14 protein-coding genes and 1 tRNA gene are annotated in these 16,030 nt (G+C 68.5%); 6 read left to right on the top strand and 9 right to left on the bottom strand.

The genetic code is table 11. The features are described 5' to 3' along the window. Positions 1 to 215 precede the first annotated feature (215 nt). From J2850_RS05745 to J2850_RS05735, 3 genes are read right to left on the bottom strand one after another with little or no spacing between them, the layout of a single operon-like run. Positions 216 to 1,457 (bottom strand): CCA tRNA nucleotidyltransferase, encoded by a 1,242-nt coding sequence (locus J2850_RS05745; protein ID WP_209979708.1) that lies wholly within the window; start codon positions 1,455 to 1,457, stop codon positions 216 to 218. 54 nt (positions 1,458 to 1,511) lie between these two features. Next, positions 1,512 to 2,165, bottom strand: a complete 654-nt coding sequence (locus J2850_RS05740) for a CoA pyrophosphatase (protein WP_246512835.1) — start codon at positions 2,163 to 2,165, stop codon at positions 1,512 to 1,514. Between the two features lie 32 nt (positions 2,166 to 2,197). Beyond that, entirely contained in the window at positions 2,198 to 2,764 is a 567-nt protein-coding gene (locus J2850_RS05735) for a DUF1285 domain-containing protein (protein WP_209979704.1), read from the bottom strand. Between the two features lie 361 nt (positions 2,765 to 3,125). Between J2850_RS05735 and J2850_RS05730 the strand changes: the two genes are divergently transcribed. The 5 genes from J2850_RS05730 (at position 3,126) to J2850_RS05710 (ending at position 10,069) form a co-directional block, all read left to right on the top strand. Continuing rightward, a complete protein-coding gene (locus tag J2850_RS05730) occupies positions 3,126 to 4,091 on the top strand; it encodes an AAA family ATPase (RefSeq protein WP_209980220.1) in 966 nt (321 codons plus the stop codon). Positions 4,092 to 4,111: 20 nt separating this feature from the next. Then, the gene (locus J2850_RS05725) at positions 4,112 to 5,014 is read left to right on the top strand and encodes a DUF58 domain-containing protein (RefSeq protein WP_209979701.1); all 903 of its coding nucleotides are present in this window, start codon (positions 4,112 to 4,114) and stop codon (positions 5,012 to 5,014) included. Positions 5,015 to 5,062: 48 nt separating this feature from the next. Then, positions 5,063 to 7,795, top strand: coding sequence for a DUF4159 domain-containing protein (locus J2850_RS05720; RefSeq protein ID WP_209979699.1), 2,733 nt, complete (start codon positions 5,063 to 5,065; stop codon positions 7,793 to 7,795). After that, positions 7,795 to 9,903 (top strand): glutamine amidotransferase, encoded by a 2,109-nt coding sequence (locus J2850_RS05715; RefSeq protein ID WP_209979697.1) that lies wholly within the window; start codon positions 7,795 to 7,797, stop codon positions 9,901 to 9,903. Before J2850_RS05720 ends, J2850_RS05715 begins: the two co-directional genes overlap by 1 nt. Positions 9,904 to 9,994: 91 nt before the next feature. Beyond that, positions 9,995 to 10,069, top strand: a tRNA-Gln gene (locus J2850_RS05710). A 447-nt stretch (positions 10,070 to 10,516) separates the two neighbouring features. Here the strand turns inward: J2850_RS05710 and J2850_RS05705 are convergent. The 3 genes from J2850_RS05705 to J2850_RS05695 form a co-directional block, all read right to left on the bottom strand. Further along, positions 10,517 to 10,846: a DMT family transporter gene (locus tag J2850_RS05705; protein ID WP_246512873.1), complete on the bottom strand. Its 330-nt coding sequence runs from the start codon at positions 10,844 to 10,846 to the stop codon at positions 10,517 to 10,519. A gap of 11 nt (positions 10,847 to 10,857) precedes the next feature. Continuing rightward, the gene (locus J2850_RS05700) at positions 10,858 to 11,427 is read right to left on the bottom strand and encodes a TetR/AcrR family transcriptional regulator (protein ID WP_209979693.1); all 570 of its coding nucleotides are present in this window, start codon (positions 11,425 to 11,427) and stop codon (positions 10,858 to 10,860) included. A 181-nt stretch (positions 11,428 to 11,608) separates the two neighbouring features. Further along, on the bottom strand, positions 11,609 to 12,457 hold the full coding sequence (locus J2850_RS05695; protein WP_209979690.1) for a helix-turn-helix transcriptional regulator: 849 nt from the start codon (positions 12,455 to 12,457) through the stop codon (positions 11,609 to 11,611). A 102-nt stretch (positions 12,458 to 12,559) separates the two neighbouring features. Between J2850_RS05695 and J2850_RS05690 the strand changes: the two genes are divergently transcribed. Next, the gene (locus tag J2850_RS05690) at positions 12,560 to 13,324 is read left to right on the top strand and encodes a class I SAM-dependent methyltransferase (protein WP_209979688.1); all 765 of its coding nucleotides are present in this window, start codon (positions 12,560 to 12,562) and stop codon (positions 13,322 to 13,324) included. A gap of 281 nt (positions 13,325 to 13,605) precedes the next feature. On the opposite strand, the gene J2850_RS05685 is transcribed toward J2850_RS05690, so the two are convergent. From J2850_RS05685 to J2850_RS05675, 3 genes are all read right to left on the bottom strand, one after another. After that, positions 13,606 to 14,112, bottom strand: a complete 507-nt coding sequence (locus J2850_RS05685) for a single-stranded DNA-binding protein (RefSeq protein WP_209979687.1) — start codon at positions 14,110 to 14,112, stop codon at positions 13,606 to 13,608. Positions 14,113 to 14,465: 353 nt separating this feature from the next. Then, complete coding sequence (locus J2850_RS05680; RefSeq protein WP_209979685.1) at positions 14,466 to 14,894, bottom strand: response regulator; 429 nt, start codon at positions 14,892 to 14,894, stop codon at positions 14,466 to 14,468. A gap of 162 nt (positions 14,895 to 15,056) precedes the next feature. Continuing rightward, a complete protein-coding gene (locus J2850_RS05675) occupies positions 15,057 to 15,773 on the bottom strand; it encodes a hypothetical protein (RefSeq protein WP_209979683.1) in 717 nt (238 codons plus the stop codon). Positions 15,774 to 16,030 lie beyond the last annotated feature (257 nt).

Here is a 16,030-nt window from a genome sequence, read left to right as displayed (position 1 = left end):
CGGTGCCGGTCGGGCGCGTCTCCGAACCGAAGACCGAAGCATGGAGTGACCTGCGGGTCCGGTTGCGATCCGGTCTGTGCAGCCCGGTGACCGGCGAGATGCGCAAATTCACGGAATCGGACACGGGCCGGCATGATGGCAAGCTGGAACAGGAAGGCTATTTAATTTCCATAACCTAGCTTATGCGCCTTTTGGCCGCCTTGGCGCATGGAGCCCTATTCCGCTGTGAGGCTGCGTGCCATGGCGATGCAGGCTTCGTGGTCGGGTTGGAAATCCTCGGCGATCCACCAGTCTTCGATGCGCCGCAGCGTCTCGCCCAGCTTCGGGCCGCGCGGCAGTCCGAGCGCCAGCAGATCGCGGCCGGCGACCGGAAGGCGCAGGCTCGACAGGTCATCGCCGACGGCGAGCGCGGTGCGCAAGGCGCCGATGTCCAGTGGCCCATCCAGCTTCGCGGCCGCCATCAGCAGCAGGTCGGCAAACCGGCCCGCATCACCGACGCGATAGAGCGCCTTGCGTAGGCTGCGCCGGTCGTCGGCGGGCATTACCGCAACCGGCGGCTCGGCCAGCATCAGCAGCCGGTCGCGCTCCTGGTTCGACAGCCGCAGCGTTTCCGCCGCGCGCAAGGCGCCCGCGACGTCGCAGTCGAGGACGGCGGCGAGCCGCCGGGTCGGGTCGGGCGCAAGGGTAAGATCATGCTCGACATCGACCAAGCGTTGGAGGCGGATCGTGTTCCCGGCATCCGGCAGCAGGTGTTCCATAACGCCCTGCCCCATCATCAGCCGCCAGACAGCGGCGGCGCAGGAGGCGGTCAGCAGCCGGAACAACTCGCTGCGCATCCGTTCGCCGGACAGGGTCGGCAGCCGCGGCGCCATCTCGCGGCAGGCCTCGAGCGCCTCGCCGTCGGGTTCGCCGCGTCCGTAATGCGCATGGAACCGGAAGAAGCGCAGCAACCGCAGAACGTCCTCCTCGATGCGCCGCCGCGCCGCGCCGACGAAGCGCACCCGGCCGGCGGCGAGATCGGCAAGCCCGCCGAAGGGGTCGTAAACCGCACCGTCGGGCGTGCAGCTCAGGGCGTTCATCGTCAGGTCGCGGCGGGCGGCGTCCTCGACCCAGTCGTCGGTGAACTCGACGCGGGCGTGGCGGCCGAACGTCTCGACGTCGCGGCGCAGCGTGGTGATCTCGTAAGGTTTGCCGCCGCAGAGCGCGGTGACGGTTCCGTGGGCAAGGCCGGTCGGGATGACGCGGATGCCGGCGGCCGTCAGCAGCTCGATCACCCGTTCCGGCGGTGCGTGGGTGGCGATGTCGATGTCTTTGACCGGGCGGCCGAGCCAGGCGTCGCGTACGCAGCCGCCGACGAAGCGTGCATCCGCTCCTCCTGCCGCCAGCGCATCGAACACCACCCGGCTTTCGGGTGCGGTCATCCACGGTTGGGGGGAGAGGCGTGCGGCGACGGTCATGGCGCAGGACGCTACCTCATTCAGCCCGGGCGATCCACTTGCCGGTCCATCCATTCAGGCCGGCCCTGCCGGGGACTCGCCCTCCCCCACCCGGCCTTCCCCCAACCGTCCCGACGCCCCCAGCACGTCGCGCAGGTTCACCAGCATTCCGGCGGTGGCGCCCCAGATGTAGCGCTGGGGATAGGGAAAGGCGTAGAACCAGCGCGGCTTGCCGAGGAATTCCCGGCTGTGGCGCTGCGGGTTCGACGGGTCGAGGATGAAGGACAGAGGCACCTCGAACACCTCCGCAACCTCGGTCGGATCCGGGGTCAGGATGAAGGGCGGCGTCACCACCCCCACCACCGGCGTCACCCGGAAACCGGTGCGCGTCACGTAGGTGTCGAGCCGGCCGACGATCTCGATCCGGCCGCGCTCCAGCCCGATCTCCTCCGCCGTCTCGCGCAGCGCGGTTTCTTCGGGGCTCCCGTCCTCGGGCTCCATCCGGCCGCCGGGAAAGCTGATCTGGCCGGCATGGGCACTCAGCGTCGCGGTGCGCTGGGTGAAGATGACGGTCAGTTCCTCGGGCCGGTCGACCAGGGGGACCAGCACCGCCGCCTCGCGCAGGCTGGCCGGCGGTCCCAGATCGGGATTCAGGTCGTGGTCGCCGCGGATCTTGAGCGGCGCCCTGTTCGACTGCACCGCATTCTCGACGGCCTTGTCGGTGCTCATCGCCGGAAAGCGCCGGCGTACCTCCTCCAGACTCAATCGCCAGGCAGCCTGCCCAGCACGAAGAAGACCTTGTTGCTCCATAGACCCACCTCGGACTCGCCGGTTTCGGTGCGGCGCGTCTCGCTGCGCTCCACCATGTCGTAGAACACGGGCCGCAGGATTCGTGCCTCCAGCCGGCCCCGTATTTCGATGTAGGGTGCCGGTTCCCCGGTTTCAGGGTTCACGGCGACGCGGATCGGGTGGTCGGGACCCGCCTCCACCCTCTGATCCAGGTTGGTGCGGAAGGACAGGACCTGATCGGCGCCGCTTCCGGCTGCCGTCATCTCGACGGCGACGAAGGGGGCGTCCTCCACCGCGATCCGCCCGCGCTCGGCCGGCGTGATCAGCCAGTAGTCGCCGGCCTCGTCGCGCTGCAGCACCGTGGAGAACAGCTTCGCCAGCTCGATCCGCCGGATGGGATCGCCGTTGTGGTACCAAGTGCCGTCGCGGGCGATGCGGATGTCGTAGGTCTCCTCCGTCGGCACGCGGCCGGGCATGGCGGCCGATGCCGACGGGATGCCGGGCGTGGTCTGCCCATCTGCGCGCTTGTCATTCGCCATCGCGTTACCGACCTTCATGGGATTGGGCACGGACTGGAAATCGCATGATCCCTTGCAATGCGTATTTTCGCCACACTCGGCGGCTAGGTCCACCCCTGTCGGCGATCGCGCGGTCCACGAGGTCATGCCTGACCGGGACGGACGCGGCACGCACGGCTGCAAGCCTCCGGAAAGTGGGTGTCGACAAGGCGCATGAACAGGGCCGACCATGGGTCCTTTCGATTCCGGTGCCGCATGTACAATTCCGGCATTCATCGGGCGGTCCAGACGCGGCCGCCGTCATATCGGGGAGCAGCAGACCTTGAGCACACAGGACATCCTGAGGGGCCAGCCTGCCGTGCCGGAGGATCCGCAGCGGCTGATGGAGGAGATCGAGGCGCTCGGCGATCGGCTGGCTTCGGTCCGTGACCGCATCGGCCGGGTGATCTTCGGCCAGCAGGAGGTGATCGACCGGACGCTGGTCACGCTGCTGGCCGGCGGCCATGTCCTGCTGATCGGCGTTCCCGGCCTCGCCAAGACCCGGCTGGTGGAGACGCTCGGCACCGTGCTGGGCCTGGCCGAGAAGCGCATCCAATGCACGCCCGACCTGATGCCCGCCGACATCCTGGGGTCCGAGGTGCTGGAAGAGGGCGAGAACGGCCGGCGGTCCTTCCGCTTCATTCCCGGCCCGGTGTTCAGCCAGCTTCTGATGGCGGACGAGATCAACCGTGCCAGCCCCCGAACCCAGTCGGCGCTGCTGCAGGCGATGCAGGAGCGCCGCGTCTCGGTGGCCGGCCATTACCATGAGTTGCCGCGGCCTTTCCATGTGCTGGCGACCCAGAATCCGCTGGAGCAGGAGGGCACCTATCCGCTGCCGGAAGCCCAGCTCGACCGCTTCCTGATGCAGATCGACGTCGACTATCCCGACCGCGACGCCGAGCGGCGCATGATGATCGCCACCACCGGTTCCACCGACGAGCGCGCGGTGACCGTCTTGACGGCCGCGGACCTCGAAGTGGCGCAGCGGCTGGTCCGCCGGGTGCCGGTCGGCGAGAGCGTGGTGGACGGCATCCTCGACCTCGTCCGCCGTGGACGGCCGGAGACGTCGGAACTGATGGAGGTGCGCCAGCATGTCGCCTGGGGACCGGGACCGCGTGCCAGCCAGTCGCTGATGCTGGCCGCCCGCGCCCGCGCCGTGCTGGACGGCCGGCTGTCGCCGTCGCTGGACGACGTCGTGGCGCTGGCCAAGCCGGTTCTGAAGCACCGCATGGCGCTGAATTTCGCGGCCAGGGCCGACGGCGTGACGCTGGACGACGTCATCGACCGCCTCTGCGCCCCTCTGCTGTGACCCGCCAGCCCGGAGCCGCGATGCCGCAAAGCCCAGCCCCCCGATCGACCACCCTGCTGGCCCGGCACCGTGCCGAGGAGCTGGCCTCGGCCCTGCCGCCGCTGCTGGTCGCGGCCGAACGGGTCGCCGCCACGGTGGCGCAGGGCGTGCACGGCCGGCGCCGCGTCGGCCTCGGCGAGACGTTCTGGCAATTCCGGCGGTACCAGCCCGGCGACGCGCCGTCGATGATCGACTGGCGACAGTCGGCCAAGACCCAGCCGGTCTATGTGCGGGAAAACGAATGGGAGGCCGCCCAGAGCGTCTGGTTGTGGCGCGACCGCTCCGCCTCGATGGATTTCCGGTCGGCGCCGGCACTGCCGACCAAGCGCGAGCGGGCCGACCTGCTGGCGCTCGCCACCGCCGTCCTGCTGGCGCGCGGCGGCGAGCGGGTGGCCCTGCTGAACAGCGGTCTGCGGCCGGACCACGGCAAGACCGCCATCGACCGGATCGCCCGGATGATGACGGACCCCCGCAGTGCCGCGGCGCCCGACCCGTTGCCGCGGGTCGAGCCCCTGCCGCGCCATGCCCAGGTGGTGCTGTTCGGCGACCTGCTGTCGCCGCTGCCGGACATCCATGCCGCAGTCGCCGGCTTGTCCGGCCGCGGGCTGCGCGGCCACCTCGTCCAGGTCCTCGACCCGGCGGAAGAGACGCTGCCCTATGACGGGCGAGTCGACTTCCGCGGGCTTGAAGGCGAGCAGAATCTGCTGGTGCCGCGGGTGGAAGCGGTGCGCGAAGCCTATCGCGAACGCCTGAAGGCGCAGCAGGACGGTCTGGCGGCATTGGCACGCACCGCCGGCTGGAGCTTCGCCGTTCACCGCACAGACCGTTCCCCGCAGTCCGCGCTGCTCACCCTCTGGGGTGCCCTGGCGATGGAGGCGGTGTGATGCCCGCGTTCCTCCTGCCTTTCCCCTTCCCCGCCTGAAGACGCGCCAATGCTGGGTCTCGGACCGATCGCCTTCGCCGCCCCCTGGGTCTTGACCGCCCTGGCCGCCCTGCCCGTGCTGTGGTGGCTGCTGCGCGTCACGCCGCCGGCGCCGAAGGCCGTGCGCTTTCCCGCCATCCGCCTTCTGCGCGACCTGACCGCAAGGGAGGAGACGCCGGCCCGAACACCCTGGTGGCTTCTTCTGCTCCGGCTGATCGTGGCCGCACTGGTCATCCTGGCGCTGGCCGGGCCGCTGCTGAATCCGCGCGCCGCCCTTCCCGGCGGCGGCCCGCTTCTCCTGGTGGTGGACAACGGCTGGGCATCGGGGCGCGATTGGCCGACCCGGAAGAGGACGATGGACGAGCTGATCGCCCAGGCGGACCGGCAGCAGCGGCCAGTCATCCTCCTGCCGACGGCTCCGCCCGCCGACGGCCAAGCCGTGCATGCGAGCGCGGTCCTGCCGGCGCCCGAGGCCCGCCGCCTGGCCCAGGCCATGGTCCCGGTGCCGTGGCCGACCGACCGCGCCGCGGCGCTGGAGGCGCTGAAAGCCGTGGCCGCCCAGGCGAACGGCCGCGGCTCGACCCATGCCGTCTGGCTCAGCGACGGGCTGGGCGACCGCTCCGCCGCCGCGCTGGCGGAGGGGCTGCAGCGGATGGGCTCGGCCGACGTGTTCGACGATTCCGCGGAACGGCCCCCGCACCTGCTGCTGCCGCCGGCCAGCGAGGGCACGGCGCTGACCGCCCGCGTGGTCCGCGCCGATCCCTCCAGGCCGGAACCGGTGACCGTGCGCCTCGCCGCCACCGACGGCCGGTTGCTGACGCGCCAGACCGTCGCCTTCGATCCCGGACAGAAGGTCCGGGACGTCCGGCTTGAAGTACCGACCGAGCTGCGCAACGATGCCGCGAGCCTGCGGGTGGAGGGCGACACCACCGCCGGAGCCACCGTGCTGCTGGACGAGCGCTGGCGCCGCCGGCCGGTCGGGCTGGTTTCCGGCCGGGCGGAAGGGGAAAGCCAGCCGCTGCTGTCGGACGTCTATTACCTGGAACGTGCGCTCTCCCCCTACAACGAGGTGCGCAAGGGCGAGACGCTCGACCTGCTGAAGCGCGATCTCGCGGTGCTGATCCTGTCAGACATTGGCGCCCTCACCGGCACCGAGGTCCAGGACATCGAGGAGTGGGTGAAGAAGGGTGGCGTGCTGGTCCGCTTCGCCGGCCCCCGGCTGGCCCAGCATGCCGACACCCTGGTGCCGGTGCGGCTGCGCATCGGCGACCGCGCATTGGGCGGCGCGCTGTCCTGGTCGGATCCGGCGCGCCTGCAGCCCTTCCCGGCAAAGTCGCCGTTCGAGGGGCTGGCCGTGCCGGAAGAGGTCCAGGTCAACCGCCAGGTTCTGGCCGAACCGGCCCTGGATCTGGCCGACCGCACATGGGCGAGGCTGGCGGACGGAACGCCGCTGGTGACCTCGCAGAAGCGCGGTGACGGCTGGATCGTGCTGGTCCACACCACCGCCAGCCCGGACTGGTCGAACCTGCCGATGTCCGGCCTGTTCGTCGACATGCTGCGGCGGCTGGTGGGACTGAGCAGCGGCGTGACAGGTGCCGCGGCCACCGCATCGCTCGATCCGGTGGAGGTGCTGGACGGCAGCGGCAGGCTGGTGCCGCCGCCGCCGACCGCCTTCCCGATTCCCGGCAATGCCGGCGCCGAGGTGATCGGTCCGCGCCATCCGCCGGGCTTCTACGGGACCGACGACGCCCGCCGCGCCCTCAACCTGTCGGCGGCGGTGACCGACATCGCTCCCCTGCCGCCCCTGTCGTCGGGCATCGGCCGCTCCGGCTACGGTGGCCGCGGCGAGGTGCCGCTCAAGCCCGGCCTGCTGGCGGCGGCGCTCGCCCTGCTGTCGATCGACCTGCTGATCGCGCTCGCCTTGCGGGGCTTGCTGCGACCGCCGCGGTTCGGCGGGCGCGCGGGCAGTGCCGCCGCCGGCTTGCTGTTGGCGCTGGCATGTCTCCATCCGCAGCCGGCGCATGCGGTGGATGCCAGCCTGAACGTCGACAAGGCGACCAAGGTGACCGCCGAAACCTATCTCGCCTATGTCCAGACCGGCGATGGAACGGTCGACGACACCTCGCGCGCCGGGCTGGAGGGCTTGGTCAGCGTGCTCACCCTGCGCACCGCGGCGGAAGCGGCGGGTGCCGTCGGCGTCGATCCGGAGCAGGACGAACTGTCCTTCTATCCTTTGCTCTACTGGCCGGTGTCGGACCGCCAGCGGCCTCTCTCCGACCGGGCGCGCCAGCGGGTCAACGAATATATGCGCAACGGCGGCACCATCCTGTTCGATACGCGCGACCAGGCGCCCGGCGGCGGCGCGGCGGTGCTCCAGCGGCTGGTCGACGGGCTCGACATCCCGCCGCTGGCGCCGGTGCCGGAGGACCATGTGCTGCGCAAGTCCTTCTATCTGCTGTCCGACTTCCCGGGTCGCTGGGCCGGCAGCACGCTCTGGGTGGAAGCCCGCGAAGGCAAGGCCAATGACGGCGTCTCCTCCGTGGTGATCGGCGGCAACGACTGGGCGTCGGCCTGGGCCGTCGGCAGCGGCGGACAACCGATGTACGCGGTCATCCCGGGCGGGGAACGGCAACGCGAGATCGCGTACCGCTTCGGCGTGAATTTGGTGATGTACGCGCTGACCGGCAACTACAAGGCCGATCAGGTCCATGTGCCCGCCATTCTCGAAAGGCTCGGCCAGTAATGCCCATCGATCTGCTCTCCGGACTTTCGGTGGCGCTGGCACCGCTGCTGCCCTGGCCGGTGCTGGCCGCGCTCGTCGGCTTCGCCCTGCTGGTGGTGCTGATCGCGGCGCTGCGGCGGGCACGCGGCACGCTCCTGCGTCTTCTGGCCGTGGCGGTGCTGGCGCTGGCGCTGGTCAACCCGTCGCTGGTGCAGGAGAAGCGCGATCCGATCAAGGACGTCGCGGTCGTGGTGGTCGACGATTCGCCCAGCCAGTCCATCGGCGATCGCCGGGCCCGCACCGACCGTGCCTTGGCGGAACTGACGGAACGGCTGAAGGCCTTCAACGATCTGGAGGTCCGCGTTGCACGCACGGCCGACGCCGAGGCCGGTGCCGGCGGCACGATCAACGAGACGCGCCTGTTCGACGCGCTGAACCGCGCCATGGCCGATGTGCCTCGCCGCCGCATGGCCGGCGCGGTCTTCATCACCGATGGACAGGTCCATGACGTGCCGCAGGTTCCGGGCAAGCTGGCGGACCTCGGCCCCATCCATACGCTGCTGACCGGCGACCGCAACGAGGGCGACCGCCGGATCTCGATCGTGCAGGCGCCCAATTACGGCATCGTCGGCAAGCCGGTCGAATTGACGATCCGCGTCGACGACATGCCGGCCCGCCAGTCCGCCGACGCCGCGGTGACGCTGCGCCAGGATGGCGGCGCGCCGCGGACGGTCCGCATCCCGGTTGGCCAGGACGTCCGCATCGACCTGCAGATCGGCCATGGCGGACAGAACGTCCTGGAGATGGAGGTCGAGAAGGCGCAGCAGGAGCTGACGCTGGCCAACAACCGTGCCGCCGTCGTCGTGAACGGCGTGCGTGACCGGTTGCGGGTGTTGCTGGTGTCGGGCGAGCCGCATGCCGGCGAGCGCACTTGGCGCAACCTGCTGAAGGCCGACCCGGCGGTCGACCTCGTCCACTTCACCATCCTGCGCCCGCCCGAGAAGCAGGACGGCACGCCGATTCGCGAGCTTTCTCTGATCGCCTTCCCGATCCGCGAACTGTTCGAAGTGAAGCTGGACGAATTCGACCTCATCATCTTCGATCGCTACCGCCGGCGCGGCGTGCTGCCGCAGATGTACCTGGAAAACATTGCCGAGTACGTCCGCAAGGGTGGCGCCCTGCTGGAAACGTCGGGACAGGGCTACGCCACCCCGTTGTCGCTCTACCGCACCCCGCTCGGGGCCATCCTGCCCGCTGCCCCCACCGGCCAGACGGTGGACCGCCCCTTCCTGCCGACGGTGACCGAGGTCGGCCGCCGGCACCCGGTGACCGCCGGGCTGCCCGGCGACCGCCTGGATGCACCGCCGACCTGGGGCCGCTGGTTCCATCAGGTCGATGTCGCGCCGAACGGCGGAACCGTGGTGATGCAGGGTGCGGAGAACCGCCCGCTTCTGGTGCTCGACCGCGTCGGCAAGGGCCGGGTGGCGCAGCTCGCCTCCGACCAGATCTGGCTGTGGAGCCGAGGCTTCGAGGGCGGTGGCCCGCAGGCCGAGCTCCTGCGCCGCCTCGCTCATTGGCTGATGAAGGAGCCGGAGCTGGAGGAGAACGACCTGCGCGCCCACGTGGACGGCAACCGCATCACGGTGGAGCGTCGGTCCCTCACCCCCGATCCCCGCTCGGTCACCATCACCAACCCGTCGGATGAGACCAGCACGCTTCAACTCGCCGATGACCGTGCCGGACGGGCCATTGCCACTGTAACGGCCGCAGCCCCGGGGATTTACCGCATCTCCGACGGCGAGCGGACCACATTGGCGGTGGTGGGAGCGGTCAACACGCCGGAACTGGCCGATGTCCGCTCGACCGGCGACCGCATGCAGCCGGTGGCGGAAGCGACCGGTGGCGGCATCCAGTGGATTACCGACACCGATGCCGGTCCGAATCCCGGTGTCCAGGTCCGCCGGACCCAGGCTGGCCACAGCCAGAACGGAAACGGCTGGATCGGCCTGCGCGCCAACGGCGACTACACCGTCACCGGCGTGACGGATGTTCCGTTGCTGCCGGTCGGCGCCGTCCTGGCACTGGTGCTGGGAGGCATGCTGATGGCTTGGCGCCGGGAGGGTCGTTGAGGCTTTTCCGCCGTGACGTCGCTGTTGCGTTCCGCAGTCCTTCCGTCTATGGTGCCGCTCCTTCCGGCGATCGAAACATCGCCGCGCCGGTTGGGGCGTCGCCAAGCGGTAAGGCAGCGGTTTTTGGTACCGCCATTCCCAGGTTCGAATCCTGGCGCCCCAGCCAAATTTCTTTAGCTAGACAGTAATTTGATATTTCCCATTCGGTGGGACGTATTTTTTTTGCGGACGCAACACGGATTGGCTGTTTTGTTCTGTCGAGCCTCCGATTGACATGTTTGTGCCCTGCCCCTGTCCCTGCCGTCATGCGGACGAAAAACGCGTGGGATATTACTGTTGCTGTGCAGTTTGTGGCGCCAGTTAACAGCGATCAGGGCATCCGAGTTGGCAATCACCTGATTCGCCAACTTATCGCCCGCCTGCTTTTTACCTCCGCACCTTTGAGTTCTCTCCAGGCAGGTTGCTAAAAGCTCGGCGATGTCATGCAATCGCCGGGTAATGGCCGCGATGGTGCCATTAGCTGACGCGCCGTGACGCACTTGGTAGGTCAGTCGCCTCGCGAACCGCCTCAACGCCATCTGTGATCGTCTGCCGTAAACGCCCCGAGATCCGCTCAGTGACCGACCGACTGGGAGAAAGCGTTCACGATCACGACTCCGGTGATGATGAATCCCAAGCCGATCACGGCGGGAAGATCCAGGGATTGCCGGAAGACGAAGAAGCCGATGGTCGAGATCAGGATGATGCCCAGACCGCTCCAGATCGCATAGGCGAGGCCGACGGGAATGGTCTTGAGCGCGTGCGAGAGGAAGTAGAACGCCCCGGCGTAACACAAGGCCATGATCAAGGTCGGTACCAGCTTGCTGAACTGTTCCGATTTCTGGAGGAAGGTGGTGCCGATCACCTCAAGGCCGATCGCGATGCCGAGGGAGCCGTAAGTCATGATGGCAGGGTTCATGGTGCGGAATCCTTCGTCATGGCGATCAGTTGGTGGAACAGCGCCGAGCGCTTGGCGGGATCCGCCTCGACCTCGCCGATCAGGCTGGCCAGCCAGAGGCCGTCGGCGGCATAGCGGACGATTTGCAGCGACGGGGCGCCGTCGGTGATGCGGTGACGCTCCAGCCGCTGCTGCAACCAGTCAGCCCAGCGGTGGCGCAGCCCGGCATCTGCCAGCATCGCCATCGTGAGCGCCGCCCATGGGCTGAAACGGCCATCATCGATCAGGTCGAGCGTTTCATGGATATAGGCGCGCGTGAAGCGGCCATGAGGCTCCGGATCACCCGCCATGGCCTCCTCCAGTCCGGCATCGAAGGAGGCGAGGAGATCCTCGAAGATCGCTTCGACCAGTTCCTGCTTGGAGCGGAAATGGTGCAGCAGCCCGCCCTTGGTCACCCCGGCCGCCTCGGCCACCGCCTGAAGCGTGAGGCTTGCCACACCGTGCAGCATGCAGAGCTGGGCACCGTGGTCGAGCAGGCTGCGACGGACGACCGCCGGCTGCTTCTTGCGTTCATAGGCGTTGATCATCACTGAAAGATACCGTCCGGACGGTATTTCATCAATGGGAGCGTCGGAAGCGGATGATGTCCATACCGGCTTATTCCTGCGGCAGCAGGAGCGATAATCGATGACCACGGAAGAGCGCCAGGACCGGATCCGGCTGGATTCGTCACCGCGAAGAAGAGTGCGCCTATGAGTAGGGGCTGATTCAGGGTGCGGTGGGCGGATCGACCAGCATGACCAGCGTGTGGCCGGATCGGCCGCCGGGATGCAGGGTTACCTGTTCCAGCGCCCGTGGCCCTTCCAGGGGATGGTTGAACCTCCGCAGCCCCCCTTCCCGCTCGAGAACGCTTTGGTCGTCCCAGAGGCGGGCGAACAGGGCACTGGCGTGCAACAGCCCGTCCACCAGCGCCCTGATCTCCGGATCGGAGGGGTGCCGGGCGCCGTGGGCACGGAATTCGGCCACCAGACGCCGGGCGCGGTTCTCCCAATCATCGATGAAACGGGGCGCTTCGGGGTCGAGGAAGACGTACCGCAGCAGGTTGCGTTCGGCCTTGCCGGCACCCAGCCACGCTGCGAACAGGCGCTCTGCCGTCGGGTTCCATCCGACGGCGGTCCATAGCCGGTCGAGCAGATAGGCAGGCGCGGCGATCGTCCCCAAGGCGGCAAGCAGGGCCGGCGGCGGGCCGTCCGCCGCGCCGCTGGACGGTGCATCGGGGTCACGCTTGCGGGCGAGATCGAACAGATAGGCCCGCTCGGCCACCGTCAGGTGCAGTGCCTCGGCGACGCGAGCCAACGCCTGCGGCGATACCGAGACGTCGCGTCCCTGCTCCAGCCATGTGTACCAGGTCGGGCTGATGCCGCAGAGTTGTGCCAGCTCCTCGCGACGCAGGCCGGGCGTCCGCCGCCGCGTGGAGCCACCCCGGATGCCCGCCTCGGCAGGGCTCAGCCGCTCGCGGTGACGGCGGAGGAAGACGCCGAGGAAATGGCGGCGATCGTCGGCGGGATCCGGCGCGGCATGGCCGGAAACCGCCGCCCGGTTTGAAGCGATGGTCATCGTGGCAGCACTTATACCAGGATAACTACCCATCTTGTACCTGGTTCAAGGGGGCGCGAGGCTGGGCCGGTCAATCACGACCACGAAAGGCGGGACCCCTCCATGACCGAGAAGCATCACGGCATCGTCGTCGGCCACTACGGCCCCCGTGCCGCAAGCTATGTCACCAGTGCCGTTCATTCCGGTGGCGCCGATCTCGACCAGATCGACGCCGCCCTGCAGGGCGGTGCCGCCACCCGCATACTCGATCTCGGCTGCGGTGGCGGCCATGTCAGTTATCGCGCGGCTCGCCATGCCACCGAAGTGGTGGCAGTCGACCTGACGCCGGAGATGCTGGAGGTGGTGGCGCAAACGGCGGCGGAACGCGGCCTGACCAACATCGCCACCCGAGAAGCCGCGGCGGAGGCGCTGCCATTTGCCGATGGCCACTTCGATGTGGTGCTCTGCCGCTTCAGCGCGCACCATTGGCACGGGTTCGAGGCCGGTTTGCGCGAGGCGCGGCGCGTGCTGACCCCGCGCGGCAAAGCGATCTTCATCGACGTCGTCTCCCCGGCCCCGGCCCTGCTCGACACCCACCTGCAGGTGGTGGAGACTTTGCGCGACCCGTCCCATGTCCGCAATTACACGACGGCGGAATGGACCGCCGCGCTGGCACGCGCCGGGTTCGCCGTCACCTCCTTGACGCCGCGGCGCCTGCGCATGGAGTTCGCGGTGTGGACGGCCCGCACCCGGACCAACGACCTCCATGCCGAGGCCATCCGCTCACTTCAGAAGAGCGCCGCTGCCGAGGTGAAACGCCATTTCGAGATCGAAGATGACGGCAGTTTCCTGCTCGACACCATAACCATAGAGGCGGAGGCTGCCTGACACGCCCTTCCAGACGAGCCTCAGCAGGCGGCGGGCATGGCGTGTTCTCGCCGCGCGAGGAGGCCGCTGGCCAAGTCGCGCGGTCTACAACGCCCGCGACCGCGCGCCGCTTCGCATACGGATTTCCCTGGACGTGCGGGCACCGATGCGGCGTGCCCGGCTTGCGTCCTCGCCCCCCTCGCGGGCGGCTCCGCAGGCATAGGACAAAACCAGCCTGCGGCGAACCTTGAAAAAGAAAGGGCGCCATCTCCATGGCGGAGCGGCGCCCTTTCGAAAACGCTTTAGAACGGGATCTCGTCGTCGAGATCCTCGTGGCGAGGCGGAGCTCCACCACCACTGCGACCTCCTGACGACCCGCCGCCGTAACCGCCGCCGCCATACCCGCCGGCACCGCCACCGCCGCCACGCGATTCGTAGCCGCCACCGCCGCTGCCACCGCCGCTGCCACCGCCGCCATAGCTGCCGCCGCCGCCGTCTTCGCGGGCGCCGCCCATGAAGTCGATCTCGGCGACGCGGACCGCCAGGCCGGAGCCGCGGGTGCCGTCGCGCTTCTCATACTCGCGCATCGTCAGCTCGCCTGAAACGACGACGCCCTTGCCCTTGGTGAGGTGCGGAGCAAGCGACTCGGCCCGCCGTCCCCAGATCGAGCAATCAACCCATTGGGTGGTCTTGCGGTCGCCGAAGCCGACGTCGTTTGCGACGCGGAAGCCTAGCACCTTCTCGCCGCTCTGGGTGGTGCGCAATTCGCCGTCCGCGCCCAAGCGTCCCGTAAACGTCCATACATTCATCGCTCGTTGCTCCTCAGCGCGAGTGTCCCAGCATCCGTGCCGACCCGTAAGGATGCCCGGCGGAGGCATCCAGATGCCGAGGGTTCCCTTGTCGCAGGGCCGGCTCATTGCGTTGCGACCATCCCCGGTCGGCGCACCCAACAAGCACGCCCGGCCGGCGATGGTCAACCGCCGTTGGACCTGTTCCGGCTATCCCCGGACCGACGCGCTCGCCCCGTCGGCCCGAACCAGAACACTCCATGAACAAATATAGCAGAGAGCGGCGCCGCGGAAAATGCCTTCCTTCGTCCCGGCGCGGGATTTCCATCCGCTTGCCGGCGAATTGGCCCGTTTTCCGGCGGTCGACGCGGACGTCAGCGCAGGCGTCGGGCAGCCAGATCCAGCGCTACCTTCAACTGTGAGTGCGAGAAGGGCATGTGAACGATGCCGAGCGGATAGGTCTCGGTGATGCGCGCCAGGGTCGCATGGTCGCTGTTGCAGGAGAGATAGATCGACCGTAGCCCGTGATCGCGGTTCAACCTCCGTGCCGCAGCGATACCATCGCCGCCACCCAGCCGCACGTCCATCAGGGCAAGGTCGGGAGATTCCCGCCCGACCAGTTCCGCCGCCATCGCCTCGCTGCCGGCGATGCCACAGACGGTATGCCCGAGATCGCTCAACACGGCCGCCAAGGCTTCGGCGGCTGAATGGTCGTTCTTGACGATGATGAGGCGTAACGGCCGCCCTGGTGCGCGGGGTTTCAGAGAGCTGTCTGGCCTTGCCAGCGTGTCGATCCTGAGCATGCGACCGACCTCGGTTTATCACGCCGATTCTTGGTAAACATCCGTTCACCAATAGACCGTATGTAATAAGCCCACCTCAAATTTGCAAGCTCAATCGTTCAGCTTCTAATTCTTTTTGTGACAAGTTGCGGAGAGGTGCCAGTCGGACGCCTCGCAATTGGGTCAGCGTCCGGCGGGTCCCAGCCAGTCCACGCCTCCCGCTGATCGTGGGATGCCCTCGCCATCGGCACGATCGGCCGGGGTGCGGGAGGGCGCGGGGGCGCCGGACAGCCAGGCAGCCTGTCCTCCGGCGACAGGAAGCGGCGACGCCGACGGCAAAGGCGATGGCAATGGCGAGAGCTTTGTGGGTGCTCGTGGACGCTCCGGCGGCGGCGAAAGCTCCCTTGCCGCCGTCAATGGCGGCTGTACCACCCGGATTGCGGTCGTCGGGTCCTCGGGTTTCAAGGCGGCGGGAGCGGGAGGCGGTGCTTCCGGTGGCGGAATCATCGGTTCCGCCGGCGACGGGCGGCGCAGGCGCGGCGAGTCGGCCGCTCCAAGCCATGAGGGGCGTTCGTCATCGGACAGCGGTCCGGTCCGGGTGTCGAGGCGCCTGGCCTGTTCTCGAATTTCCAGAAGGGTGGCGACGGCAGACTGCAGCACCGACGCCAGCGCGACGGGGTCGGTCATATCGTCCGGGCTCAAGGCGGCGAACCGGTCGCGCACCTCCTCGACGGCTCGTTCCACGCCCTCCCGCAGGACACCGGCTTCCTGCGCCAACCGCTCGAGGTCCTCGCGCAAGGCCGAAATCTCGCAGGCTTGCCGCAGCTCGTGGAAACCGATTCCGGGCCCCGATCCGGAAGCTGAGCGACGATCACGCGACGAACCAAAATCGTGAGGCATGCTGCCTTACCCCGATTCCAAGCCCCTGTTCCAAGCGCCTTGCGCTATCCCTGCCCCCGGCCATCGCCAGGCTGCCATCATGCCCGCGTATGGCAAACCCGCAATCCGCTGGACCGTTCCGCGCCGGGAGGCCGGAAAATCGATCCCATGATCGGCAGCGAAGTCGCAATGCCCATTTCCGGTTCACTATTGCCACACCCAGCCTGAACTGACGTTTAGGCGCGTTGAAGTCGTTGGGAAACCGTTTGCGCGAGATG

Source organism: Azospirillum picis (genome assembly GCF_017876115.1).
Lineage (GTDB): Bacteria > Pseudomonadota > Alphaproteobacteria > Azospirillales > Azospirillaceae > Azospirillum > Azospirillum picis.
This window is presented reverse-complemented; position numbering and strand designations above follow the sequence as displayed.